Annotated in this window: 21 protein-coding genes and 1 tRNA gene; 4 read left to right on the forward strand and 18 right to left on the reverse strand. The window is 48.4% G+C overall.

The annotated features are described in order from the left end of the window. The first annotated feature begins 982 nt into the window (after positions 1-982). A complete protein-coding gene (ictB, locus tag IGR76_13085; protein ID MBF2079413.1) occupies positions 983-2,386 on the forward strand; it encodes a putative bicarbonate transporter, IctB family in 1,404 nt (467 codons plus the stop codon). Between the two features lie 10 nt (positions 2,387-2,396). Here ictB and IGR76_13090 read toward each other — a convergent pair whose 3' ends face one another. From IGR76_13090 to IGR76_13115, 6 genes are all read right to left on the reverse strand, one after another. After that, positions 2,397-3,038, reverse strand: coding sequence for a pentapeptide repeat-containing protein (locus IGR76_13090; protein ID MBF2079414.1), 642 nt, complete (start codon positions 3,036-3,038; stop codon positions 2,397-2,399). 127 nt (positions 3,039-3,165) lie between these two features. Then, entirely contained in the window at positions 3,166-4,614 is a 1,449-nt protein-coding gene (locus tag IGR76_13095; GenBank protein ID MBF2079415.1) for a metal-dependent phosphohydrolase, read from the reverse strand. A 60-nt stretch (positions 4,615-4,674) separates the two neighbouring features. Then, the gene (locus IGR76_13100) at positions 4,675-6,288 is read right to left on the reverse strand and encodes a B12-binding domain-containing radical SAM protein (GenBank protein MBF2079416.1); all 1,614 of its coding nucleotides are present in this window, start codon (positions 6,286-6,288) and stop codon (positions 4,675-4,677) included. A 294-nt stretch (positions 6,289-6,582) separates the two neighbouring features. Next, a complete protein-coding gene (locus tag IGR76_13105) occupies positions 6,583-8,139 on the reverse strand; it encodes a GAF domain-containing protein (protein MBF2079417.1) in 1,557 nt (518 codons plus the stop codon). Positions 8,140-9,297: 1,158 nt separating this feature from the next. Then, positions 9,298-9,381: transfer RNA gene (locus tag IGR76_13110), tRNA-Leu, on the reverse strand. Continuing rightward, positions 9,360-10,235: a M48 family metallopeptidase gene (locus tag IGR76_13115; GenBank protein MBF2079418.1), complete on the reverse strand. Its 876-nt coding sequence runs from the start codon at positions 10,233-10,235 to the stop codon at positions 9,360-9,362. Before IGR76_13115 ends, IGR76_13110 begins: the two co-directional genes overlap by 22 nt. A gap of 243 nt (positions 10,236-10,478) precedes the next feature. Here IGR76_13115 and IGR76_13120 point away from each other — a divergent pair, with 243 nt between their 5' ends. Further along, entirely contained in the window at positions 10,479-10,826 is a 348-nt protein-coding gene (locus IGR76_13120) for an RNA-binding protein (protein ID MBF2079419.1), read from the forward strand. Between the two features lie 168 nt (positions 10,827-10,994). On the opposite strand, the gene IGR76_13125 is transcribed toward IGR76_13120, so the two are convergent. Beyond that, positions 10,995-11,471: a mechanosensitive ion channel gene (locus IGR76_13125; GenBank protein MBF2079420.1), complete on the reverse strand. Its 477-nt coding sequence runs from the start codon at positions 11,469-11,471 to the stop codon at positions 10,995-10,997. Continuing rightward, the gene (locus tag IGR76_13130; GenBank protein MBF2079421.1) at positions 11,431-11,733 is read right to left on the reverse strand and encodes a hypothetical protein; all 303 of its coding nucleotides are present in this window, start codon (positions 11,731-11,733) and stop codon (positions 11,431-11,433) included. Before IGR76_13130 ends, IGR76_13125 begins: the two co-directional genes overlap by 41 nt. A 213-nt stretch (positions 11,734-11,946) precedes the next feature. Between IGR76_13130 and IGR76_13135 the strand changes: the two genes are divergently transcribed. Both IGR76_13135 and IGR76_13140 read left to right on the forward strand, forming a co-directional pair. Then, on the forward strand, positions 11,947-13,731 hold the full coding sequence (locus IGR76_13135; protein ID MBF2079422.1) for a hypothetical protein: 1,785 nt from the start codon (positions 11,947-11,949) through the stop codon (positions 13,729-13,731). 951 nt (positions 13,732-14,682) lie between these two features. After that, complete coding sequence (locus IGR76_13140) at positions 14,683-14,910, forward strand: hypothetical protein (GenBank protein ID MBF2079423.1); 228 nt, start codon at positions 14,683-14,685, stop codon at positions 14,908-14,910. A 368-nt stretch (positions 14,911-15,278) separates the two neighbouring features. On the opposite strand, the gene IGR76_13145 is transcribed toward IGR76_13140, so the two are convergent. The 10 genes from IGR76_13145 to IGR76_13190 form a co-directional block, all read right to left on the reverse strand. After that, entirely contained in the window at positions 15,279-15,530 is a 252-nt protein-coding gene (locus tag IGR76_13145) for a hypothetical protein (protein MBF2079424.1), read from the reverse strand. A 200-nt stretch (positions 15,531-15,730) separates the two neighbouring features. After that, positions 15,731-15,922, reverse strand: coding sequence for a hypothetical protein (locus IGR76_13150; protein ID MBF2079425.1), 192 nt, complete (start codon positions 15,920-15,922; stop codon positions 15,731-15,733). An 882-nt stretch (positions 15,923-16,804) separates the two neighbouring features. Next, entirely contained in the window at positions 16,805-17,122 is a 318-nt protein-coding gene (rpsJ, locus tag IGR76_13155) for a 30S ribosomal protein S10 (GenBank protein MBF2079426.1), read from the reverse strand. Between the two features lie 156 nt (positions 17,123-17,278). Beyond that, positions 17,279-18,508, reverse strand: coding sequence for an elongation factor Tu (tuf, locus tag IGR76_13160; protein MBF2079427.1), 1,230 nt, complete (start codon positions 18,506-18,508; stop codon positions 17,279-17,281). A 24-nt stretch (positions 18,509-18,532) separates the two neighbouring features. Continuing rightward, positions 18,533-20,611 (reverse strand): elongation factor G, encoded by a 2,079-nt coding sequence (gene fusA / locus IGR76_13165; protein ID MBF2079428.1) that lies wholly within the window; start codon positions 20,609-20,611, stop codon positions 18,533-18,535. A gap of 100 nt (positions 20,612-20,711) precedes the next feature. Then, a complete protein-coding gene (gene rpsG, locus IGR76_13170) occupies positions 20,712-21,182 on the reverse strand; it encodes a 30S ribosomal protein S7 (protein ID MBF2079429.1) in 471 nt (156 codons plus the stop codon). 115 nt (positions 21,183-21,297) lie between these two features. Next, positions 21,298-21,675 carry a 30S ribosomal protein S12 gene (locus tag IGR76_13175; GenBank protein ID MBF2079430.1) on the reverse strand — a complete coding sequence of 126 codons (378 nt, stop codon included), beginning with the start codon at positions 21,673-21,675 and terminating at the stop codon, positions 21,298-21,300. Positions 21,676-21,777: 102 nt separating this feature from the next. After that, complete coding sequence (locus IGR76_13180) at positions 21,778-22,101, reverse strand: iron-sulfur cluster assembly accessory protein (protein MBF2079431.1); 324 nt, start codon at positions 22,099-22,101, stop codon at positions 21,778-21,780. Positions 22,102-22,402: 301 nt separating this feature from the next. Beyond that, positions 22,403-22,822: a phosphomannose isomerase type II C-terminal cupin domain gene (locus IGR76_13185; protein ID MBF2079432.1), complete on the reverse strand. Its 420-nt coding sequence runs from the start codon at positions 22,820-22,822 to the stop codon at positions 22,403-22,405. 375 nt (positions 22,823-23,197) lie between these two features. After that, on the reverse strand, positions 23,198-24,185 hold a 988-nt coding region (locus tag IGR76_13190), incomplete at its 5' end, for a phosphodiester glycosidase family protein (GenBank protein MBF2079433.1).

Below are 24,185 nucleotides of genomic sequence, written 5' to 3' on the forward strand. Positions count from 1 at the left end.
CATCCTGGCATTTTACGCCGCAGAGCGGCGGGGAATCGACCCGCAGGGATTGAAACAGCGAACCTGACAATCTAGAGATGGATGACTAACCAATATTGGACGCCTAAGCTCCTCCAACATTTTTGAAAACTGACTACACAACTCTAAGCTAGCTAAATGCCTAAAGTTATCCAACAGCTGGAAACACTTTGTATTCAGTGATTAGAAACACCCTGTTGAAGCCCGATTTTTGATCGAAAGTACCATCTCGTTGATCATACTTAGAGTATACAGTACCGTGAAACCTCGGATGCATCGACAGCTTTACTGAAAAACAATAGAAAGACCTGCCCTTTTTATACAATCTTGAAAATTGGTGGGAAGATAATGTGGGTGTACTTGGTCTGACAGTTCAATCAATTTGAATTTGCGCATTAAAGCTATCGCTCTCTGGGTAGAGATTAGCCGCAAGTACTTTAAGGTAGATGTGCAACCCTTGGGTGTATAAGCACTGATCATTCCATCAATACTGGGTATAAAATTAGCTCCATCTATTTTAAGTGGAATTTAGATGATAGATAAATGCTCTTTGAAGAATTTTGCATAACCTGAGATGGCAGATAACTGCACTCGTCACGCACAACTTCAGAAAAACGGCGAAAGATAAGGCATTGGGAAAGATTCCAATAAGTCCATCGCATAAAGAAGAGTGCGCGTCCAGAGGGGTTTCTGTTTTGAGCACCGCTTGGGGATGAAAATTCCTGATCTGTGTGATCTGTGTATAGTTTTCCCAAAGATTTAACAAAAATAATCATGGTTGGGAATAATTCTTGATTAAAACTTCACAAAATTGTGTCATGATCTGTCGGCAAGAAGTTCTGTATCTTGCGTAAGCCTAGTAAGGCAGTGCGGAACAGAATGACGGGTTTTCACATCTTGCTTGGCAAGAGGGCGATCGCTGTAATAGGCTAGGTGTCCACGGCATATTTGGATCAAGGATGGCATGGTATCCACAGGTTGGCGATCGCTCTGGCAAACAATTTCCTTGGCAAACCTCTCGCCCTACGAGTGGGGACGGTCAAGCTATACACATCGCTTAGCAGGGCTGGTTCATTCCTGGCGAGGGGGGAGTCGTCTGCTCCAGTGGGCTGACTTCATTGGCTTGATTTTGATCTTGCTGGTGTTTGTGCTGGCTCCCTACATCTCCACGACGCTCATTGGCGTTCTGCTTTTGAGCTGTGCTGCGTTTTGGGCGCTGCTCACCCTTAGCGACGATGCCCGTCCTCACCTGACGCCGATCCATTTGCCCGTGTTGCTCTACTGGTTTATCTCAGTGTTTGCGACAGCGCTTTCTCCAGTGAAAGCTCAAGCGATTGAAGGACTAATCAAACTCACGCTGTATATGCTGCTGTTTGCGCTGTTGGCACGACTGTTGCGATCGCCCCTCGTCCGCTCCAGTGTAATTACGGGATATTTGCTCACGGCGCTCCTGGTGAGCGTGATGGGCATCCGGCAATGGTTCTTCGGTGTCGATGCCCTCGCCACCTGGGTGGATCCAGACTCGGCGATCGCGGGTACTACACGGGTGTACAGCTACTTGGGGAACCCCAATTTGTTAGCTGCCTACTTGCTGCCTGCCAGTATGTTTAGCGCGGCGGCGGTTTTTGCCTGGAAGCGCTGGATTCCTAAGGCACTGGCGGCACTCATGTTTGTCATTAACAGTGCGTGTTTAGTGGTAACGTTTAGTCGCGGTGGATGGATTGGGTTTGTCTTCGCAGGGTTTGTGTTACTGCTGCTGCTGGTCAATCACTGGAGCGTACGCTTACCGCGATTTTGGCAAAAATGGGCGGTTCCCTTCGTTTTAGCGGCATCAGCAGGCTTCGTCTTATTTGCGGTGATGTCGGTGGAGCCCTTGCGCGATCGCGCCGCTAGCATTTTTGCAGGACGGGAAGATAGCAGTAACAACTTTCGCATTAACGTCTGGATGGCCGTGATCGAGATGGTCAAGGATCGCCCCTTCTTGGGGATTGGCCCTGGTAATGCGGCCTTCAATAAGGTTTACCCTTTCTATCAGCAACCCGGATACACAGCCCTCAGTGCCTACTCGATCCTGCTGGAAATTGCGGTGGAGACAGGGTTTATTGGTTTATCCTGCTTCCTTTGGCTCCTTACTGTGACATTTAATCAAGGACGGATTTGGCTCACGCAGATGCGTCAAGACTGGAACCGAGAGGTATTCTGGTTGATGGCGGCGATCGCCACGATGGTGGGCATGCTCATGCACGGGATGGTGGATACGGTGTGGTACCGGCCCCAAGTCAGCACTCTTTGGTGGCTAATGCTGGCGATTGTTTCGAGCTACTACCAGTTTCAGCCAGTCCGCGAACGGCATGACGCCGAGGGATAATGGCAATCTATTAACGGGCCGCCTGTTCAAGGACAGTTCCGAGGAGGCAGGCTCCTGCGAGGATAGCCCCGTTTAGGTTTGCGCCGTCTAAATCGGTGCAGAGTAGATTCGCGCCCATTAAGTTCGCCCCTGCACAGTTGGCTCCTTGTAAATCGGCCTCTTCTAAGTTGGCCTCGTTGAGTAGGGTTCCCTGCAAATCAGCTTGACTCAAGTTTGCGCCACGGAGATTCGCACCACTCAAATTTGCGCCTCGCAGGTCTGCCCCTCGCAGGTCTGCCCCTTGTAGGTTTGCGCCCATCAAGTTTGCACCACTGAGGAATGCGCCTGCTAAAGTCGCCCGTAAAACGTTGGCATGCATTAGACTTGCTCCTCGTAGGTTGCTGCCTCGCAAATCTGCTTCCAGGAGGTTCGCCTGCATGAGGTTTGTGCCTAACAAATTCGCACGGACATCCGCTTTTTCGAAGTCACCCCCCATCAGATTCGCGCCATCGAGCCGTGCCCCAGCAAAGTTAGCGGCAATGCAGGTTGCACCGCTCAGGTTTGCCCCCACCAGGTTTACACCCGCTAGATTGGCATGGGAAAGATCTTCATCTTCTAGATCTAAACCTGCAAGGTGGCGCAACTGACCTGCCCGGACTGCATTAATATCCATATTGTTAGGAACTTTGTGAACGCTATTGAGCAATATAGCAACCTAGGATGCCTAGCGTGTGCATTTTTGGGTTGCCTTCAAAATTTTGATAGGCTCAGTTTTGAGCAGGATTAAACCTAACGCTGTACTAGACGAGCATGGAGGCGTCGAGAACATTTTCTTCCGAGTGGGAATCAATCATCCAGAGGCCAGCCGCGATTTTGGGCATCGCAATGGACAAGTTCAATCCTTGACTCAGACCCCGCACTAAGAGTGTCAACGCTTCAACAAGTTTGGGATCCCAGCGATCGCCTGCTCCTTGTTCACAGTGCTTGAGCGCTTCCATCAGGCACTCCGGACACTCCAGCCCTGTGCCATCGTTGCCCGTTCGTTCTAGATGTAGCTCTGCAAGGTGCGCCTGGAAGTGAATCGCTAATCCTAAAATTCTGGACTCCAAAGGAATCGCATCCCCCGAAAGGCCAGCGGGTTGTCCTTCGCCATTCCACCATTCGGTTTGGTGGGTCAGGATAGTGGCGATCGCCCGCAGACGCGACATTCGCCGCAACACTTGAACACCCGGTGCAAGCGAACAGGTCAGAGGTACAGTCGTTTCAGAGGATTTCGGGGCATCCAAGGCCGCTTCCTCATGGGCTAGGAAGGCAATTCGGTGCAACAGTCCGCCCAAACGCAGCCGATGAATTTGCCATGCCGGGAGATCAAGCAACTGCCCCAGGGCTTCAGCGATCGATGCCACCTCTGCTCCCGCCATCGGGTTTCGTAAGTCAGTTTGGTCGATGAGTTGAGCAATCCGCAGAAGTGCCTGGAACTCGTTGGAGAGGAGGTTAGTATCGAGTCCCTGGTACGTTCCAGCGGTGTGGATAACGCTCGGAATGTTATCGGGTAAGCCTTGTCCACTCGTATGCAAATAGTCAATAACCCGTGCTACAACATCGCCTAGCCGATCGGCTGTTGGTGTGGCGCAAGGGGCGGAACCGTGCTGAATGGGATGGGCGATCGCCTCTAGCTGATTGGACAATTTCGCCTGTAGCTCAGGGTTATACTGCCCGATGTGGGCTGCCGCAATCTGAGCGGTTTCGATCACCAGGCTGGGTTCAAAGGTCCAAAAGCCATAGAACTTCCGAGCCAAATCTTCAGTAGGGACGCCACTCGCGCCATAGTCTTGACTTGAAAGTTCCTGACATAGCACCATCGCGGTATAGCCCGGAGACACAATAATCAAGTGCCACTCTTGAGCAACGGGATCTTGTTCCGATAGGTCTACCAAGGCCACATTAGAAAGCTGGCTAGTCGGGTGCTCTGCAAACCCTGAGTCGGTCGCCGCCATGATTACGACCTGCTGGGCTTGGGCAGCAATATCACCGTATCGGTCGGCTTCCTGGAGATACCATTTTCCCCGCTGGAATGCCGTAATCATGACAGGCTCACAATTGGAGGTTGCCAAAATGGAGTCCTCTAGCGCATGACATAGAGCGACCAACGTATTCTTGTAGTAGACCCCAAAGTTGAGTGGGCGCTTCCCTGGCATTCCCGACTGATGGGCCTCTTTCAGCGTATGTAGGATGGAACCTTCCAGCATGGAATCAAGTAGGTGACAACAATGGTTTCAACCGTTCGGAGATTGGAGATATTCTACCTGCTATTTCAAGGAAACTAGCTCTTTTCTATTTATAATCGGAGCACTTAAAGCATCCTCAAGATCAGCTCGACCTAAGCGTTGTTCGAGGATGCTCATCACCTCGCGCCCGAAGTCATTTGGATTTTGCTTCCAGGCTTGTAAGCAAACCTCTCCAAAAAAGGAACCTAACGGTTCAGGATTCCAAAGTAGCTTCTTCGCCACCCAAGGGAGTTGAATGGCAAGGGGATCGTATCCTGGTTTAAGAATGCCATGCTCAAAGGCATACTCTTCCAAATGGGTATGGGGCTGTAATCCAATAAAGAAAATGGCAGGTTCGACTTTGTCCGCCCCAAAGATTTTTTCTAACTCGCGGTGGTAGGCCAGGGTTTGGCGAATCGTGTCAAACGTTTCATCAATCACGTTGAACGAATAGTTCACGGACACCAAATCATTAAATCCTGCGGCCTTTAGATCGCGGCAATTCTGCAGAACGGTACGGAGGTTATACCCCATCCGCATTTTGCGCACTAGCTCCTGGGAACCGCTGGTGATGCCGATTTCAAAGTAGTTCATGCCTGTCTTGACCATGAGATCACACAGGCGGGGCGTGAGGTTGTCGGCACGGATATAGGCCGCCCAGTGAATATCCGTCATGCCTGCATCCAAAATCTTCTGCAACAGCTCTTCCACGTCGTCCATGAATTTGCGAGCGGGGATGAACTGAGCGTCGGTAAACCAGAAGTTTCGCACTCCTCGACGATAAAGCTGCTGTATCTCCGCCACTACTTCATCGGCAGGATTGATGCGTACCTGCTTGCCTTCGACGACGGTGTAGACGCAGTAGCAGCAGTTATGGGGACAACCGCGCTTCGTTTGAACGCCAACATAGAAATCTTGCTCTTGCAGATAGTATTCAAAGTCTGACCAGATGCTTGCAATGTAGTCGTAGTTGCAGGCTGTCTTCTCGATGGGGGCAGGCTGTTCATGGATGAGGCGATCGCGCGGTGTTGTTTGCCCCACGACGTAACATCGCTCTCCAGAGATATCCTGGTGCCGGATCAGCTTTTCCAAAAGGGCTTCCCCTTCGCCAACGGAAACAATCGCGCCTTTAGGCAACATCGTACCGACTTGCTCATAGAAAACGCTAACGGCTCCACCCCCTACAACAAGCTGCACGTTTGGGTTATACCGCTTTGCACGGTTATACCCCCGCTTAATAAGATTGAGGTTGCGCCACAGCTCAGTTAGATAGGATGATGCCATGCGCAGCCCCCCGATCGCACCCCGTAATTTCAGGACTGGATTGCGGGCGTAATAAAACTCAAACGCATTCTGAAGGGGATTTCCCCCTCGCCCACCCACCGGAGCATAAATTTGAATATCGCGCCATGAGAACACCATCAAGGAGGGGCGAAATTCGTCGATACAGGCATCAAGCGCTTTAGAGAAGTCTAGAGGCGGAATCGTACCGAGATCAAAAATCCGCTGCTCTAGGGCAGGGAACTGCTTATGAATGTGATCGGCTAGATAGACGACGCCGATGGGAAAAATGGGGTTGCACGGTAAGCGCACGTACAACAGGCGATCGCTCTGCGATTTTGAAGGATCAGCAATGGAGTGGGGTGGCAAATTCATTGGGCGTGAGTCACTGACAACAACAGGCGTATGCAATATCCGAGGAATTGGACTGTTTAGAGAGTGTTTTTCCTAGGCGGATGCCGTAACTATTCACACTCTGAGTCGGATTGATCTATCCATCCCCAACGACAAAATGATGCCGCTTTGTCTCATTCCAAACTGGTGTGAAACGATATGAAAAATTTTTATATAACTTTACGATACCACTGACATCCCGAAAGATGCATTGAAGAATTTAAGAGGTGATCCCAAGAAACGCCCTCCTTCCTAGGTTGGACTAAATGTTGAATGTTACTCTTCGATGGTTACTTCGTCAGGCTCAGGGGCGATCGCCGAGCAGTTGGGAACGTCCACCGTGAAAGTTGTCCACCCATGATCGCTTTCCACTTGAATCACACCTCCAAGCTGACTCACCAGCTTTTGCACCAACGCTAGTCCTAACCCGGTTCCCCCCTGTTTCCATGGATCAGCATGGGGAACGCGATAAAACTTTTCAAAAATGTGTGGTAATTCCGAACCAGGAATTACCGCTTGGTTCGCAATTTTGAACTGGAAGGACGGTGAACAGTGATTCTCACTTTGATTGCTGGTGTATCGAACATGGAAGGTAATGGCTTGTCCGGCTGGCGTATATTTACAGGCATTGTTTAACAACTCTGCCAGGATGCGCCTGAGAATGTTTAAATCCGAGGAAAGGGGAGGCACAGGATCTTCGCACTGAATATCTAAGCTCTGGTGTCGATTCAAGATCCGCGACTGGAATGGTTCGACCAGTTGGGTAAGCCACTGACCTAGATCGACCGTTTCCACTTCAATGGGATAGGACGAAGCCTCTAAGCGCTGTAGATCAAGTAAGTCATTAATGAGTTCGGCCTCACGGGCAGATTCTGTCTCCAGCACTTCGAGATACCGCAAGCGTCGATCCTCAGAGGGGGACTGTTTCAGCATATGAATGGCCATCCGCACATTGGAAATAGGCGTGCGCAGCTCATGGGATACCGTACTCAAAAACTCATCTTTGAGGCGATTCAGTCTTTCGAGTTCCTGAACTTGGACCTGAGCTGCTTTGTAAAGACGGGCTTGGCGAATGGCGATCGCACATTGGTTCGCAACTTGCTGCACCATCCGAATTTCAAATTCATTAAACACATAGTCTTTGTGGTGGATGAGCCACAGGTCACCCAGAACGCCGCGATCGCCACTGTCTGAATCTACATCTACAAAGATGGGGCAAGAGAGGAGGGCCACCTGTCCGCGTTCGGGGTTCGGCTGAAGCGAGCAAAATTGAAAATACATCCCCTTTTGGAGTTGGCGATAAATTTCGGGATACCGATCCATCAACGCCACTTTGCCACGCGAGGCGGGGATAGAGTCAATATATTCGTAGCAAATTGTAGAAATTCCCCGGTCTAAGTCGTAAAGAGCAGCATTACAGCCTCCTAATCCTAAAACTAGCGTTAACTCTTGAACGGCTGCCTGGAGAATTTGGCTTTCATCCAAGGAATCACGCACCTTATCCGTGATGCGTTTCAGCATCGATTCAAATACAAGGGCACGCTGGACTTCTTCCGTGCGACGCTGGACTTCTGCTTCTAAGTTAGCGTTGCGGGTTTGCATCTCCGCATAGAAAGTGGAAAGCTCTTGATTCCTGTGGTGAAGTTCTTCCGTTGCTGCCGTTAGATCGGCAAGCATGACATCGATTTCTGCGATGATTTCATTCACCTGAGGCTGATGCGAGGGAGATAGTTCACGAGTTGCCTGAAGCAAGCTGTGGATCTTTTCTTGAGCTAGTTCCAGTCGTTGACTTAGATCGCCCCTATTCACCATTGCACCTCTTGCAACCGTCATATCTCGCCTCTATCGAAAAAGCTGCCCGCCTTAACAAGTTTGGGCTCCCAGTCATGACTAGCACTATCGTGTCGTCTGCTTAATCCTCTCTTCAACCAGCGATGACGTTGACCGAGAGCCGAATAAAAAAAACTCACGGGCTTAGGATACAAAGGGCGATCGCCCACTCTTAAGTTGTACCTATCACGAAGAAAACGCATGTTTTAAAGGACTATGCAAGTTGAAAAACAGCAGATTTAGCAGATTTAATGAATGGCTGAGTAATTCTGTAGATTCTTTATATTGGTATATTTGCGATCGCTAATCAAACAATAAAGCTTTGTTCTGGGAAAAGCTATATTAGCGTAGCCATATCCGAACATTTGCGCTCTTAAGTTTATGTTATCTCTCTACAGCGTTTAATCAAGCAATAGCTAGGAAGTGGAACTCAACGATAGTGTGCTGCCTGTATCGTTTAATACCAACTTCAAAAATTCCGGTTACAGAGGAAACGCTGAAATCCCTGACGTAGCCACGCATTTATAACTCAAAACTGAGAATTTCTCCTGCGGAGACGCTGCACGAACAAAACTCAACATTGGTGTAAGCCGCCTACCACGCAGGTGCTCCAGCCTCGACTAGAATCATTCTACGCTCCCAGTCAGCAAAGGACTCAAGCTTCGGGGTCTACGCTAAAGCTGTTCGGCTGTAAGAGGAGAAGCCTTCTATAGCTGTTGCCAGCTAGCTTAGGACATGGACATTTTGGTGGGGCGGCTTCGCCGCCCCACCAAAATGTCCTAACCGATATGGCTAGCGCGCTATATCATTCATTGCAGACAGAGGGGACGTTACGACCTGCAACTTCCCCTCTGTCTGTCATGAATTTGGTTGATGATGGCGATGAATGGGAGGACGGCGACTGCCCCGCGTCTAGCTTTTTCCGAAGCATCTGCATTTGCTTCCGCCGTTGGCGTTGCCGAGCACTACCGCCTTTTCCTTTTGCATTGCGCCCTTCTCGTCGGGGAGATTCCCAACGCTTCAGTCGTTGTGCCATCGATGAGTACTCCAGAGTAATTAAATGTTTCTCTGGGGTAACTACAGTCTGCAGCACGGGCATTCCGGAAATAGAAGCCACCGCTCCTTGATCAACAGTCAAGATCTGACATATTCAGTATTAGATGGGCAGAGCGAGACTCGAACTCGCATGACCGTAAGGCCGCCACATTTTGAGTGTGGTGCGTCTACCAATTTCGCCATCCGCCCTTAGATGTCATTTCACTACTATAATCCATCACGCGCGTTTGGAGAAGTCTTGAATACGTTTGGCTACTGGCCCAGCGATCAATTTCGCGGGCGCGGAGGACAGGCAGAGGATGGGTTAGTTGTGCGGTTTGCATCTGTTTTAAGGCTGTTCCTACTTCATCCATTGACCATTGATCATAGGATCGCGCTTGTTCGATAAAGGCATCCACATTAAGCTGGCTCGAAATTTTGGGAGATCCTCCGGCTAGCTTCATCAGCACCGAGGCAACAATTTTGGGATCTTGGGCAACCAGCAAGGCGGCGCGATCGCACGTAAATTCCGCGCACCGAATCCATTCCATAAGTTGCGCCTGCAAGTTTTGAGCCAGAACCTGACCCCACGGAGTCACCTGCCCTGCGGCCAGAAGGATTAAGTTGGCCAGGGTAAGATACACACCGTGATCGCACTTGAGGTGTCCCAACTCATGCCCAATCACAGCTTGAATTTCTTCTAACGTCAGCAGGTCTAGCAAAGACGTGTGCACCACAATAAAGGGTTTCTTCCCGCGAATAGCTAGGGTGTAGGCGTTGGGGGCTGGATGTTGCCGGATGTAAAGCTCTGGAGGGTCAAGGTCTAAAATTTGGCACGCTTCGAGCAGCGCTTGGTGTAACTCAGGTAGTTGGCGATCGCCCACCAACACGCTAGAGGCAATATTTTCCAGGTAGAAAAACTGCTCCGCCACTGGCCCTAGCACACTTCTCACGAGTAAATCTAATCCTGGAACCTGTTTCAGAGCTTGGGTGGCTTCTAGATCGAGCGGATGACGAAATTGGTCAGATTTCAGGCCAAGGAGTGTTATTTTTTGTGGGGACATACTTCCTAAAGATGAAAATGTGCGTTAGGGTACATAGGGTAACGTTGTAATCTGTAAACTTGCGTCAGCCTGTCAAAATATTTTAACGGTTTGGCTTAGGGAGACTAGTTTTCAGCCCTTAAGCCTATGTTAGGATGTTTGAAGCGAGGCTGATAGTTCGGCGGCCGTTTTTGCTCGAAGAGTTGTGAAGGCGTTTCTCCGAAGGTTAGTTCTCTACAATTTCACTGGTTTTGGAGAAGCTCCATGTCAATTTATATTGGTAACCTGGCCTACTCGGTCACCGAGGAGGATTTGAACGAGGTGTTTGCAGAATATGGCACTGTGAGCCGCGTTCATCTTCCCAAGGATCGGGAGACAGGTCGCGTGCGTGGCTTTGCATTTGTAGAAATGGGAAGCGATACAGAAGAAGATGCAGCAATTGAAGCGCTAGATGGCGCAGAGTGGATGGGACGCGATTTGCGTGTTAACAAGGCCAAGCCTCGTGAGAACAACAGTCGCCAATCCTTCGGCGGTGGCAATCGTGGTGGCAATTGGGGCAACAACAGCAATAGTGGTTGGAACGAAAGCCGATCTGGATCTCGTCGTTACTAAGTAGAAGGTTTGTTTGGAGCCATTGATCTGGAGAATTTGCAGATATTCTCCTGGGATAATCCAGTTTTCTTCAAACTGAATTTCAAATAATTGAAGCATCCGTCCAGCAGATTCTTAGAGACTTCGCTGGACGGGTGTTTTTTGTCCGAAAATTTTGAGTTTACGTCTTTACTCTCTAGCGACAGGTATCTGGTGGCTACTAGAGAATGGTGTTGACCGCAATTCCAGTGTGTGGCGGAAACCCAGATTTTGCCGAGGCACACCGACCCAAATACCTTCACGTTCAAATGCCTGCTTCAGGCGATACCGAAACTCTCTGGCTACGTTCCACTGTTCTAGGGGCTTCGTTTTAAACCACATCCGAATCAGGAGTCCCGCGTGATCAATATCGTCAATGCCCAGAAGTTCTGGCGGTTCTAAAATGACCTGCTGCCATTGGGGCTCTCGATACAAGGTTTCGGCTACGTTGCGCATTACCGATAGACTGCGATCAATAGGAACATCGTAGGCAACATCAATCGTGAAATCGACGCGAGCCCATTCCTTTGAAAGATTCTGAACAATCGAAATCGCACTGTGAGGGATTGAAATCAGCCGTCCTTCGTCATTCCGAAGCTGGGTTAACCGTAACGTCTTCCCCCTCATTGCTTTGGCTGGGCACTGCAATGTGGAACAGTTTGTACCCATCAAACCAAACCGGATACGCTTCTGCTGGGCTTGATGTCATCGCAATCAGGTCAGGTAAGTGTGGAATCTGAGCCTGGGCAGCGGTAGTTCCGGTCAGAAGTCCGACCAGTACAATACCCATCGCCACCATAAACGAGATGCCTTGACGTCGCCAATCTTTTGCAATGAGGAGCAAGAGGTGCTGAATCTGTCGCAGATTTTGAAACGGCTTTAGCGGCATAGCTTCAGGTCTAAAACTCCGCCACAAGCTAACAAATCTTTGTTGACCCTGCAATCTACCGATATGGGTAGATTTGGGCATGGGAGTGGGGTCTGAGGCTGGCGTGGGATGCGTGGGTTAAAGAAGAGTAGCCTTTCGTACAAAACTAACGGAAAATAATGCCGTGGCTGTATAACACACCATAATTTTGAAATCGAATTTGGGTAGATGCAGATGATTAGGCAGTGGCTCCATAAAACCTTTGGCAAGACGCGATGGCTGTCTATGCTGTTTGTGGTGATTCTGGGGGTAGGACTGGTGGGATGTAGCGATCGCGCCAATTTCCCATCCCGCTCATCCTCTCGCCTAGATGCCCCGTCCCGTCCCGTGCGAATCAAGGAAGTCGCTCCACCACCACTAGTTCGGGATTTGCGGGTCGATTTGGAATCCTATCGTCCCCAAGTTCAAATTTTGAGCCCCCGTCCGGATGAGGTATTACAAACTCAGACCGCCACGGTTCGCCTTGCGGTTCAAGATCTACCACTCTTCAAAGACGAAGCTCTGGCGTTAGGCCCTCATCTTCATGTGTTTGTAGATGACCAACCCTACCAAGCGGTTTATGATCTGGCGACTCCGTTAGTGCTAGATAATCTCACGCCGGGAACCCACACCGTTCGCGCCTTTGCGGCCCGCCCTTGGTATGAAAGCTTTAAAAATGAGGGGGCATTTGCCGAAACGACGTTTCACGTTTTCACCAAGACTGAGGAAAAAGCTCCTAAGCCCGAAGCTCCTCTGTTGACCTACAGCCGCCCCCAAGGTCGCTACGGGGCTGAGCCGATTATGCTGGATTTCTACCTCACGCAAGTTCCCCTACACGCGATCGCCCAGGCGGACGATGAGGATGATGTGCTGGATTGGACGATTCGCTGCACGATTAACGGAGAAAGCTTTGAGATCGATGAGTGGCGTCCCCTATATTTAACTGGATTTAAACCGGGTCAAAACTGGGTGCAGTTAGAACTGTTGGATGAAAACGGCGAGGCGATCGCCAATGTGTTTAACAATACGGTACGCCTGATCGACTATACACCTAACGGAAAGGATGCTCTGTCCCAGATCGTCCGAAACGAACTTTCCATCGATGAAGCGCGGCGAATTGTGATTGAAGGCTATGAGCCGCCTGCGCCCGAACCCGCAGTCATGGAGCCTGCTGTTGAGGACGTTGAAGAAAAATCAGTAACCGAGGAATCGGAAGACGTTACTGCAGAGGAGCGCACTTTGGAGCCTGCACTGACTGAAGATGAATTCCCAGAGACGCAGGAACCGAGAATCGAGCAAGGAGAAATAGCGCCGATTGAACCAGTTCCTCCTGTGGAGATCAAGCCAGATCAGGATTTAGCGCCGGAAGATATGCCTGTTGAAATCGTAGTTCCGGAGGTGCAAAACGCATCAGAATCGACAATTGAACGTCAGTCTGACGAGACACCACAACAGGTCGAAGCCAGACAACAGCCAAATGAAATAGAAACTGTAGACGAAGGCGATGCAAGCCCTACAACTGACCGTTCAGAGTTGGATGCGTTAACCCCGGAAGGGATAAGTTCTGTAGCCATGGAATCGACGTCATCCGCTGCATTAGAACCAGAGAATGAGGTGATCGCCCCACCTGATGCAGCGGATGATACACCCCTAAGTCAAACTAATCAGAATCAAGAATCCGCTGAATTATCTTCTCCCGGATTATCTCGCCCTGCCTCGAAGATCGTTGAAGCAGAACCAAAACCCTCGCCTGCCATTAACTCCTATGAAGCGAAAGCGATTTTAGAGGAATTGGAAGACTTAGAAACGAAGGTTGAAGACCTGAAGGGTAGCGTTGCCTCAGCGGCAGACGAACCTCCTAGCGACGATTCCCGTTCCCAAATCGAAAGTTTGCGATCACAGCTTGAGCAGCTCAAGACAAAATTTGGGGATACCTGGGAGCGCTTATCTGATTTTATGCAGATGAAACTACAGCACTAGACAACCCTATCACTGCTAAGTGGGTAACCTGAATTATGAATTAAACGATGTCCTGAGAACGGTATACCGAGCTTTCTAGGTTCCAGAGCTACGTTGAGTTAGGACTCTCTACTTAACAGAGCAATCCTTCATGATGCTAGTGCGTTATTCCTAAAATCTATTTTTAGATCAGTGTGGAGGCGTAATCTTAATCTTTGCTCTCTACAAATTCTAGAAAACTAGAAAAACGTCAAGCCTACCCTATCTCTTTAGTGAGCGATCCCTGATTTTTTTTAGCTGATCCCTAACTTATGAACGGCGATCCCCAAAGATTGAGGAATGTTACCAAATTCACAATCTCAGTAATTACGCCAATACAATAAGAAGCAGCAGGAAGCCAAACAAGGATGCACTCGAAGTCACGAAAATTTGAGGGAACATGGAATCTTGGTCAATAGAATCAATAGAGGATTGAAGCATTGTTTGAGTTTTCATGGATTTAACCCTTGAAGCGAGTGGTCATAATCTAGCTACCTATATCGTTGCGGATAAGTTGAAACTAGACATCACCTGAACGTGTACTCCGGTCGGGTGATTGCCTTTAGTTGGTCTATACCTATACATACAAGTATTCCCGTTTGGAATCCGAAAAAACCACCTTTCCTGCCTATATTGATTGAATCAACACGGAATTGATTCTAATGAATTGCAAAAATTCACATTTCTCTAACGTGAGTTTGGGTTAATCAGAAGCAAATAGAGGGGGCGTCAATGCGCAAAGATGGCTTCCTGGGCTGGTGGCGACTAGTTGAATCTCACAGTCCTGCCGTAGCTGATGTGCGAGTTTTTGGCAGACATAGCTCCAATGGCAGACCTGTTGAGTATGGAACTACTTGAAATTGCAGTAAGCCGACTGGGGGCGAGATAGCCCTGTTTCGAGGAAATCGCACAATTTGGGGTGGACGTGCCAATATGCGAGCGGTGCTATACATGGGAAGGTTGACGGCGGTGCGATCTAATCCCACGCTCAAAGCGCTTTATGAACCTCTGCTGGGTCAGGGCAAAGCCAAGAAGGGGGCGTTCGTTGGGTGTATGCACAAGTTACTTCGCATTTTGAATGCGACCATGAGCGATCGCCAGCCCTGGCAAACCCAGTCTAATCTTGCAACGGAGACTATTCATGCAAAAGACTTGCACTGACCGATACGAGGAGTTGAGTGGCGATCGCGTTTGGTTGATTGCCAGGAATTCGCTTTCGGGAGTGTTCTGGAAATCGTGCCTGACAGGGCTGAAACCCTGATTTCTCGTTCCCGAAACCGGGACTTCCACAAAAATCTGATCACTCCCCGCTTTCTGAGGCAGGTATAAGCACCAAGTTCATCGGCAAGCTGTGGGGCTTAGCATGACTCAACTAAGGCTGGATAAGTCACCTTGTTGATACGTATCAAGTTGTCACGTGTCAAATCTCGTTCCAGTATTACTTGCTCAAATTCCTCTGTTTCCCACTCAATTCTTGGCATCCAACATCATCGCTTATGGGTTCGGTCGTTGGCAGAGGTAGCGGTTCCTTAAGCGCCAGAATTAGATCGAACACGTTTATTGATCCATCCAGCAATACCGCTTAGGATTGCACCTGTCATTAAAATACCGATTGCTGGCGTAAAGACAGGTTCCCATAGGCTATACCACAAATCAAAACCTAGAGGAATGTCTAATGCTTGTCCAACAAGCGCGATCCCGAACCAGAAGAAGCTAAACAGTACGATAAACAAATCCACCATCAGTGCGGTGTTTAGCCAGTCCAGAAAAATTTTCAGCATGAATAGAGCTTAATTTTTCTACGAATACGTTGTAGACAATCCCTGCTTGAGCCGAGGCAGAGCGATCGCCTCATCGTATAAACTTATTCAATTAGTTTCAGATTGTCAAAGAAAATAAACAAAAAATATGGCTGCGTTTTGCAGCACAGCCACACATGACTAAAAATGAGTGTCCAAGGATGAGGCACACGCTCTCTACCTTAACTCAATGCTTCATCATCGAGCAGTGCCTCTAAATTGTCGGGGTCAACATAGTGACACGTTGCATCATCCATGCAAATGAGAGCCCAACCAGAATCGTCAATTCCCATAAACTTGTAAGACGCTTCTTGAATAAAAAAGCCCCTGTGATTGCGCGTTTCCGGTTTGATTTGAACGTCATCAACGTTAATAACCATATGAGTTTACTCCTTGACTCCAAAGACGAAGTCATGCAACAACTAAGGTATAACGACGACTAATTCGTCGCTTTTTCACAGCTTATCATTAGTTTTTCGTCTATATCTTTAAATTAATTTGAGCGATCCTGAGAAAAAGTTAAGATATCGCAACAAAATCCTCAAGACTTGGATACAATTCTGGATTAAACCTCAACAAATAGGGTTCTAAAGCTTACTTGCTCTTAGTCTCAAACAATATTTTTTGCTCTCTATGTGTTGAGATAAAATTTCTGGAATCCCTATTTAATGAGGGACGTAGTCTCCAAACGTCAAAGATTTCGGATAAATTTCAATCCGCTCTTCAAGCTATTTAAGCTGGAACCAGAATCTGTGTATAAACCTAACCTGAAGCGTTACTCATGCGTAACAATGGCGTCTCCTAAGTTGCAATTCTTTAACTTGAAGAATGAACTAACCCTTACAAGATATCCACTTCGTACTATCCTGCGACACCAAAGGCCCTCGACACTGCCAGTGTATCGAAATATATACAATCGTTCTCATATTTAATCTGATAGCAGGAAAATCAGTCCTGATAGTCGTGGCACTGAACTATGAGAAGGCTGGTTGACTGACAAATCTTTTTTAGTAGGTTGGGTGAAACAACGTGGAACCCAACTCTAGCCTTTATTCTGTTGGGTTACGCTAGCGCTCACCCAACCTACGAGAGAATCAGGGTTGTGTGAGTTTTGTCAGTCAATCAGATGAGAAGGTATCCATCCTAAAATGCTCTCAATCCCTTCCCTCTAACCGTTAATCGCAGGAAGTTCCCAAAAAAACGTGCTTCGCACAATAGACGAAGCACAACATGTTTGATATGAAGCTACTCGAGAATTAAAGCTTTACCTCGATATCAACACCAGCAGGTAGATCAAGCTTCATCAAGGCGTCAATGGTCTTTGATGAAGGCTGATAAATATCAATAATGCGTCGGTGAGTTCTCGTTTCAAAATGCTCCCGCGAATCTTTATCTACGTGAGGCGATCGCAATACACAATAAATTCGACGCTTAGTAGGCAAAGGAATTGGTCCAATTGCAGTAGCGTTGGTACGGTTCGCTGTATCCACAATCTTTTCGCAAGACGTATCCAATAGCCGACGGTCAAATGCTTGTAGGCGAATTCTAATTTTCTGCTGCTGTATCGTTGCCATGCTTAATTTAACTCAGTAGTGACACTATGCCTAAACAGTCAAGTTTTCAAGGTTCCAATCGATCTGGCTTAGATTTGTTTCGAGCAAGCTACCAGTGGTCAGCGAATATAAACTGAACCACTGGCAACTATTTCAGAGAGAAGAGTCAGTTTCAGACTACTTCAGAATCTTGGAAACAACACCTGCACCAACGGTACGGCCACCCTCACGGATTGCAAAACGCATACCTTGCTCAATTGCAATGGGGTTGATCAACTCAACCGTCATCTTAACGCGATCGCCAGGCATAACCATTTCAGCATCACTACCATCATCAGCAGTAAACGCGTCAATTTTACCCGTTACATCAGTTGTACGTACATAAAACTGAGGCTTGTATCCAGGGAAGAATGGGGTGTGACGACCACCTTCTTCTTTCTTCAGAATATAAACTTCAGATTCAAACTGTGTATGAGGCGTAATGGAGCCAGGCTTAGCAAGAACCATACCACGCTCGATGTCGGTCTTCTGAATACCTCGGAGAAGAATACCAGCGTTGTCGCCAGCCATTCCCTCTTCCAAGCTCTTCTTGAACATTTCAATACCCGTTACAGTTGTGCTGCGAGTATCTTTCAATCCAACCAACTCAACAGTATCGCCGATCTTAACCTTACCACGCTCAATACGGCCAGTTGCAACTGTTCCACGACCTGTAATAGAGAAGACGTCCTCAACGGCCATTAAGAATGGCTTATCAACGTCACGCTCAGGAGTAGGAATGTAATCATCTACAGCATCCATCAGTGCATAGATCTGATCGACCCACTCATCATCGCCACGTTGAGTCTTAGGGTCTGCAAGCATTTTCTCAAGTGCTTTCAGCGCAGAACCCGCGACAACAGGGATATCATCACCATCAAATTGGTAAGAGCTTAGCAACTCGCGAACTTCGAGTTCGACCAGTTCCAGGAGTTCTTCATCATCAACCATGTCTTTCTTGTTCAAGAAGACAACCAGCTTGGGAACACCAACCTGACGAGCTAACAAGATGTGCTCACGAGTCTGGGGCATAGGGCCATCTGCTGCCGAGCAAACCAGAATAGCTCCATCCATTTGAGCAGCACCCGTGATCATGTTCTTCACGTAGTCTGCGTGACCAGGACAATCAACGTGAGCATAGTGACGATTTTCGGTTTCATACTCAACGTGAGCAGTGTTGATGGTGATACCCCGCGCCTTTTCCTCAGGAGCCGCGTCGATCTCGTCATACTTCTTAGCTTGCGCACCACCCGTAGCAGCCAAAGTCATCGTAATTGCTGCCGTTAGCGTGGTCTTACCGTGGTCAACGTGACCAATAGTACCAATGTTAACGTGAGGTTTTTTCCGTTCGAACTTTTCGCGTGCCATGAATCCTTCTTTCCTCTCTCTGTGTTATGCGTTCCCTTTACTTTTAGCGATGATAGTCTCCGCAACGTTGCGAGGAACTTCATCATAGTGACTAAATTCCATGGAGAATATGCCTCGACCCTGGGTATTAGACCGGATATCCGTAGCATATCCAAACATTCTCTCCAAGGGAACCTTGGCTGTCACTTTTGTAATGCCCGCCTCAGATGTTTGGCCTTCAATGTGGCCACGGCGGGAGATGAGATCACCGATCACTGTTCCCACAAAATCTTCGGGAACTTCGACCTCAACCTTCATCATAGGCTCCAGGATGACTGGAGATGCCTTCATCACAGCTTCTTTAATTGCCATAGAGCCAGCAATCTTGAATGCCATTTCAGATGAATCTACATCATGATACGAGCCATCAACTAGAGTAACTTTGACGTCAATAAGGGGATAGCCAGCTAGGATACCAGATTCACAAGCTTCCTTCATCCCCTGTTCAGCAGGTGCAATGTATTCTTTCGGAATTGCCCCCCCCACAATCTTAGAGATAAACTCGAAACCTGTACCAGCATCACTGGGCTCGAGGTCAATCACGACGTGACCGTACTGCCCCTTACCTCCACTCTGACGAACAAACTTTCCTTCAACTTTACTGACTGCCTTCCGAATCGTCTCACGGTATGCAACCTGCGGAGCACCAACATTTGCCTCTACCTTAAATTCTCGCAGCATACGATCCACGAGAATTTCAAGATGGAGCTCACCCATACCCGCAATAACGGTCTGGTTAGTCTCTGGATCAACACTGACTCGAAATGTAGGGTCTTCCTCAGACAGAGACTGAAGAGCTTTCGATAGCTTCTCCATATCCTGCTTTGTCTTGGGCTCAACCGCTACAGAAATTACAGGCTCTGGGACATAGAGCGACTCTAATACAATGGGCGAACTCTCGTTGCAAATCGTATCGCCTGTAAACGTATCTTTCAGACCCAGGACAGCTCCCAAGTCACCAGCGCGCATTTCATCAACTTCAATGCGATCATCCGCTTTCAAGATAATAAGCCGAGAGATGCGCTCCTTCTTACCCTTGGTTGCGTTGTAGACATAGCTTCCCTTGGTTAAAACACCTGAATATACGCGGATGAAGGTAAGACGGCCATAGGGATCTGACATGACCTTGAATGCCAAGGCTGCTAGTGGTTCATCGTCCGAGGCGTGGCGTTCGGCTGTGCTGCCATCCGGTAAAACACCCTGAATCGGTGGCACATCCAGTGGTGAGGGCAAGTAATCCACAACCGCATCTAACAAAAGCTGCACACCCTTATTCTTAAAGGCAGAACCACACAAGACCGGAACCATTGAACCGTCGATAGTAGCCTTGCGGAGAGTGGCCTGAATTTCGTCTTCAGTTAATTCTCCACCCTCTAAGTATTTCTCTGTCAGGGTATCATCTAGCTCCGCTACGGACTCGACCAGTTTCGTTCGCCACTCACTCGCTTGATCAGCGATCGCCTCTGGAATGTCCGTTTCTTGAATGTCCGTACCCAAGTCGTTGGTGTAGATATAAGCCTTCATCTTCACCAAATCGACAATTCCTTGGAAGTCTGCTTCCGAACCAATGGGAATTTGAATCGGCACTGCATTTGCTTTCAAGCGATCGCAAATTTGACCATAAACCTTAAAAAAGTTTGCGCCTGTGCGATCCATTTTGTTCACAAAGGCAATGCGTGGAACCGAGTAGCGATCCGCTTGACGCCACACTGTTTCAGATTGGGGCTGGACACCGCCGACAGAACAGAAAACGGCCACCACCCCATCAAGCACCCGCATAGATCGCTCTACTTCAATCGTGAAATCTACGTGTCCGGGCGTATCAATAATGTTGATTTGATGATCGTTCCACTTGGTACTGATGGCAGCAGCCGTGATCGTGATTCCACGCTCCCGTTCCTGCTCCATCCAGTCGGTCACAGCAGTACCTTCGTGAACCTCCCCAATCTTGTGGACGATCCCCGAATAAAACAGGATTCTCTCTGTGGTAGTCGTTTTGCCAGCATCAATGTGTGCGGCAATTCCCATATTTCTTATCCGCTCAAGCGGAACAGTACGTGCCACAGCTACCTCCTCGAATAGTCTCTGCCGCAGGCTTTGCAGGATGTTTTCATACGATCTTAACGTTCATAGAAAGCATTTTGTATGCCGCTATGAAGTAAACCTAGTAGCGATAGTGAGCAAATGCCTTATTTGCCTCAGCCATACGATGAGTCTCTTCGCGCTTGCGAATCGCACTTCCAGTTTCGTTAGCAGCATCCATCAACTCGTTCGCAAGTTTCATCGCCATGGTTTTGCCAGAACGCTGACGTGAAAACTGAATAAGCCAACGTAATGCTAGAGCTGTACCCCGATCAGAGCGTACTTCCATGGGAACCTGGTATGTTGCACCACCCACGCGACGAGCCTTAACTTCCACGAGAGGGGTTGCGTTTCGCACAGCTTTTTCAAAGGTTTCTAATGGCTCTGAACCTGTGCGTTCCTCAATAATCTTGAAGGCGTCATAGATAATGTTGTAAGCCAAGGAGCGCTTACCACTCCTCATCAAACGCCGAACCATCATACTAACAAGACGGCTATTGTAAACAGAATCAGGAGGAACAGGGCGCTTTTGGATGACTGTGCGACGAGACATAGGTTACCTTAAAACTCAGAATGTTCGATTGATGAAGTCTAGTAGTACGGACAGGAAATACCTTACTGGAAGCTAGGTCAAAACGAGGTTGAATGCGAACAACTCAAGCGCCCAACTACGCCTTCTTCGGACGCTTAGTACCGTACTTAGAACGCCCCTGAAGACGATCCTTAACGCCTGCAGCGTCCAGAGTTCCACGAATGATGTGATAACGAACTCCTGGCAAATCCTTAACACGACCTCCTCGAATCATGACCACAGAGTGCTCTTGAAGGTTGTGCCCAATGCCCGGAATGTAAGCCGTAACCTCAAAGCCAGAGGTAAGACGAACCCGAGCAACCTTTCGCAGCGCTGAGTTTGGTTTCTTCGGGGTAGTAGTATACACACGTGTGCAAACTCCACGACGCTGAGGACAGCTCTTTAACGCGGGAGACTTCGTCTTCTTCTTTGCTTTTTGGCGTTCACTACGAATGAGTTGTTGGATTGTGGGCATGAGTCGAGGTCTTGTACCTAATGAAGATAAGCGAAATAATTCACAAACAAATCCTTATCGTATCTAATTTGGATAGCGCTTGTCAAATTATTCTTGGTTAAGTCACGCACATTGAAACGAGCTACCGCAGCTACAGGTTTGAACTGCTTTTGCGTTATGAAATCGAAAGCCTCCACCCATCAGATCTTCCGAATAGTCGATAGATAGGTTTTCGATGCGTTCAGCGCTAGCATTATCCACAACAATTTGCAGGTTGCCATGCTGCACTACATGATCGTCGGAGAGCGCAGCAGAGCCCAGACTTAAACTGTAACACCAATCCATACATCCTCCCTGTTCGATGCGCAATCGAAGGATGCAGTTTGAAGCTGTTGTTTTTGCCCTGAGGCGATTGATTTCTGCAAACGCTGTGGGAGTGAGCTGAATCGTCAACTCTGCTATTCCTTAAAGTCAGATGGTGCTACATCATTGTCTCATACGGGACTGCCTTTTAAAAGCTGCTAAGTAGGATAAAGCCATTGCCTGCTAAGATTGTCGTTGAACTGAAACTAGGTCTCCTCACAGGCGTGAAGGTGTGATTCAATCTGGGTTCTGATTTTTTGTACAGCCATCCCACGGAAATTAGTACTCAAAATCAGCAATCCTACACAAAGGAATAGGCGGTACATCTTTCAGGCGTACCGCCTATAGAACGGAATGATGAAGTACAGGTTGAACGAAATGCAATCTAGACGCTTGTACGAGCGTAGTCGTCTTGGAACCTCACAATATCATCCTCACCAAGGTATTCACCATTTTGCACTTCAATTAAAACCAGCGGAATCACCCCAGGATTTTCTAGACGGTGATGAGTACAGGGAGGAACGTAGGTTGATTGATTGCTGGATAAAAGCATCTCGCGTTCGTCGCAAACTACTTTTGCCGTCCCAGATACCACAATCCAGTGTTCACTCCGGTGGTGGTGCATCTGTAGGCTAAGGCGATGCCCTGGCTTGACCTCAATGCGCTTGATTTTGTAACCCTTGCCTTCCTCAAGAACGGTGAATGATCCCCAGGGACGAAGCTCTGTCGCTGCTACTCCTTTTGGGGCTGTAGCGGCGGGTAAGGATAAGCCGTTGAGCTGTTTTACATCTTGCGTTTGCGGCATGGGCTAAGTTCTCCTAAACGATTGAGTGTAATTGTGGGTAATGTATGTAGCTTACTGAAGGAGGGATTTAAGGATACTTTTGATAGATAAGCCTGAAGATCGCCAGCTAACTCCACAGAATTCCGACTATTCGATTATCCCTAGTCGCAGCGATCGCCCCTGACGATACTTACTCTGATAAGCACTTCATACAAATCATGAGTTCAGAACGCACTAGTGCTACGATATCAGCGCAAAATAGAACTGTCATCGGCAAGATTTCAGATCTCGGAGTTTCACATCAAGTCTTCATAGAGGTGCTAAGCGGATTCAACGGGGCTTTAAGGTCGTACTGATGTGGTTTTTGTTGCGCCGCATCAAGATCCAGCACTTGACTCAGGGGGTCTCTACGGCTTCGGAGTCTAGATTGAGAAAAATACCAATACCATTGTTAACGCGTGCCACCGATTCAGGATTAACGTTCAACAATCGCGATCCTAAGGTCAATGTTGTAGAACTCCCACCATCTAGATTGAGTGCATCTATTGTTCCCAAATTGCGCATAATTTCAGCCATCTGGGTAAGACTGACGCCAGATCCATCGCTTTGATTGTGAACAGTAACCAGCAGGATGTGATCTTGGTCTGTGAGGCCGATAGCGCTCCGAGACGCTTTCTGCTGAATAAATGCATCGGAAAACTGTTCAAGTTGGGCATTAAGAACAACCTGCCGATTCTGAAGTAATAACGGTCCCGCTCCTAAAATTTCTGGATAGGTGGCAAAACTTTCAGGGGTTGTTGCCGTATTCAGGTGGACTTGGGTACCGACAGCAAGGGATTCAAGGATCGAGTTGTAGGAACGGACTGCCAGGATATATCCATCTGCCGGAATTGCCACCCGATTTTGTCCGGCGTGTTCAAATCGCTGCTGCTGAATGACCTGATCGCCTTGGATCGTCACGATTGTTTCATAGTCCGTGAGGGGGCTATAGCTTGTTCCCCAGGAGGGCGTGTAGCGAGAAACACCTGCTTGCACATAGCCGCTATTGAGGTGCTTAAGAGGAACTACCGTTCCAGAATCCGTTTCTAGCGTTTCTTGTAGGCTTAAGGAGCCAAATTGAAATTCGCCATCATCGGTCCAGGCGATCGCCCCTCGATTTAAGATTGGCCCCGAAATCCACTCGCCATTGTGCCGGATCGCACCAAGGGGGAGCTGGTTGTTGCGGTTAAAGAAGCCTCCATTAATCGCAGCGATCGCTTGTGCCTGCTGCGCGATGGTTCGCAAGGGTTGGATCCCTTCAATCGTGGTTGGTTGCGCCCAGATCGGTCGCATATCTAACACAGGTTCGTCTGGGTCAATTTCCAGACTGGTAACGGGGATCAAG

This window comes from Synechococcales cyanobacterium T60_A2020_003 (assembly GCA_015272205.1).
Classification (GTDB): Bacteria; Cyanobacteriota; Cyanobacteriia; order RECH01; family RECH01; genus JACYMB01.

Coding starts and splice junctions, on each gene's coding strand:
- ictB (MBF2079413.1), top strand. CDS start 983: ATGGTATCCACAGGTTGGCGATCGCTCTGGCAAACAATTTCCTTGGCA.
- IGR76_13090 (MBF2079414.1), bottom strand. CDS start 3,038: ATGGATATTAATGCAGTCCGGGCAGGTCAGTTGCGCCACCTTGCAGGT.
- IGR76_13095 (MBF2079415.1), bottom strand. CDS start 4,614: ATGCTGGAAGGTTCCATCCTACATACGCTGAAAGAGGCCCATCAGTCG.
- IGR76_13100 (MBF2079416.1), bottom strand. CDS start 6,288: ATGAATTTGCCACCCCACTCCATTGCTGATCCTTCAAAATCGCAGAGC.
- IGR76_13105 (MBF2079417.1), bottom strand. CDS start 8,139: ATGACGGTTGCAAGAGGTGCAATGGTGAATAGGGGCGATCTAAGTCAA.
- IGR76_13115 (MBF2079418.1), bottom strand. CDS start 10,235: ATGTCCCCACAAAAAATAACACTCCTTGGCCTGAAATCTGACCAATTT.
- IGR76_13120 (MBF2079419.1), top strand. CDS start 10,479: ATGTCAATTTATATTGGTAACCTGGCCTACTCGGTCACCGAGGAGGAT.
- IGR76_13125 (MBF2079420.1), bottom strand. CDS start 11,471: ATGAGGGGGAAGACGTTACGGTTAACCCAGCTTCGGAATGACGAAGGA.
- IGR76_13130 (MBF2079421.1), bottom strand. CDS start 11,733: ATGCCGCTAAAGCCGTTTCAAAATCTGCGACAGATTCAGCACCTCTTG.
- IGR76_13135 (MBF2079422.1), top strand. CDS start 11,947: ATGATTAGGCAGTGGCTCCATAAAACCTTTGGCAAGACGCGATGGCTG.
- IGR76_13140 (MBF2079423.1), top strand. CDS start 14,683: ATGCGAGCGGTGCTATACATGGGAAGGTTGACGGCGGTGCGATCTAAT.
- IGR76_13145 (MBF2079424.1), bottom strand. CDS start 15,530: ATGCTGAAAATTTTTCTGGACTGGCTAAACACCGCACTGATGGTGGAT.
- rpsJ (MBF2079426.1), bottom strand. CDS start 17,122: ATGGCAACGATACAGCAGCAGAAAATTAGAATTCGCCTACAAGCATTT.
- tuf (MBF2079427.1), bottom strand. CDS start 18,508: ATGGCACGCGAAAAGTTCGAACGGAAAAAACCTCACGTTAACATTGGT.
- rpsG (MBF2079429.1), bottom strand. CDS start 21,182: ATGTCTCGTCGCACAGTCATCCAAAAGCGCCCTGTTCCTCCTGATTCT.
- IGR76_13175 (MBF2079430.1), bottom strand. CDS start 21,675: ATGCCCACAATCCAACAACTCATTCGTAGTGAACGCCAAAAAGCAAAG.
- IGR76_13185 (MBF2079432.1), bottom strand. CDS start 22,822: ATGCCGCAAACGCAAGATGTAAAACAGCTCAACGGCTTATCCTTACCC.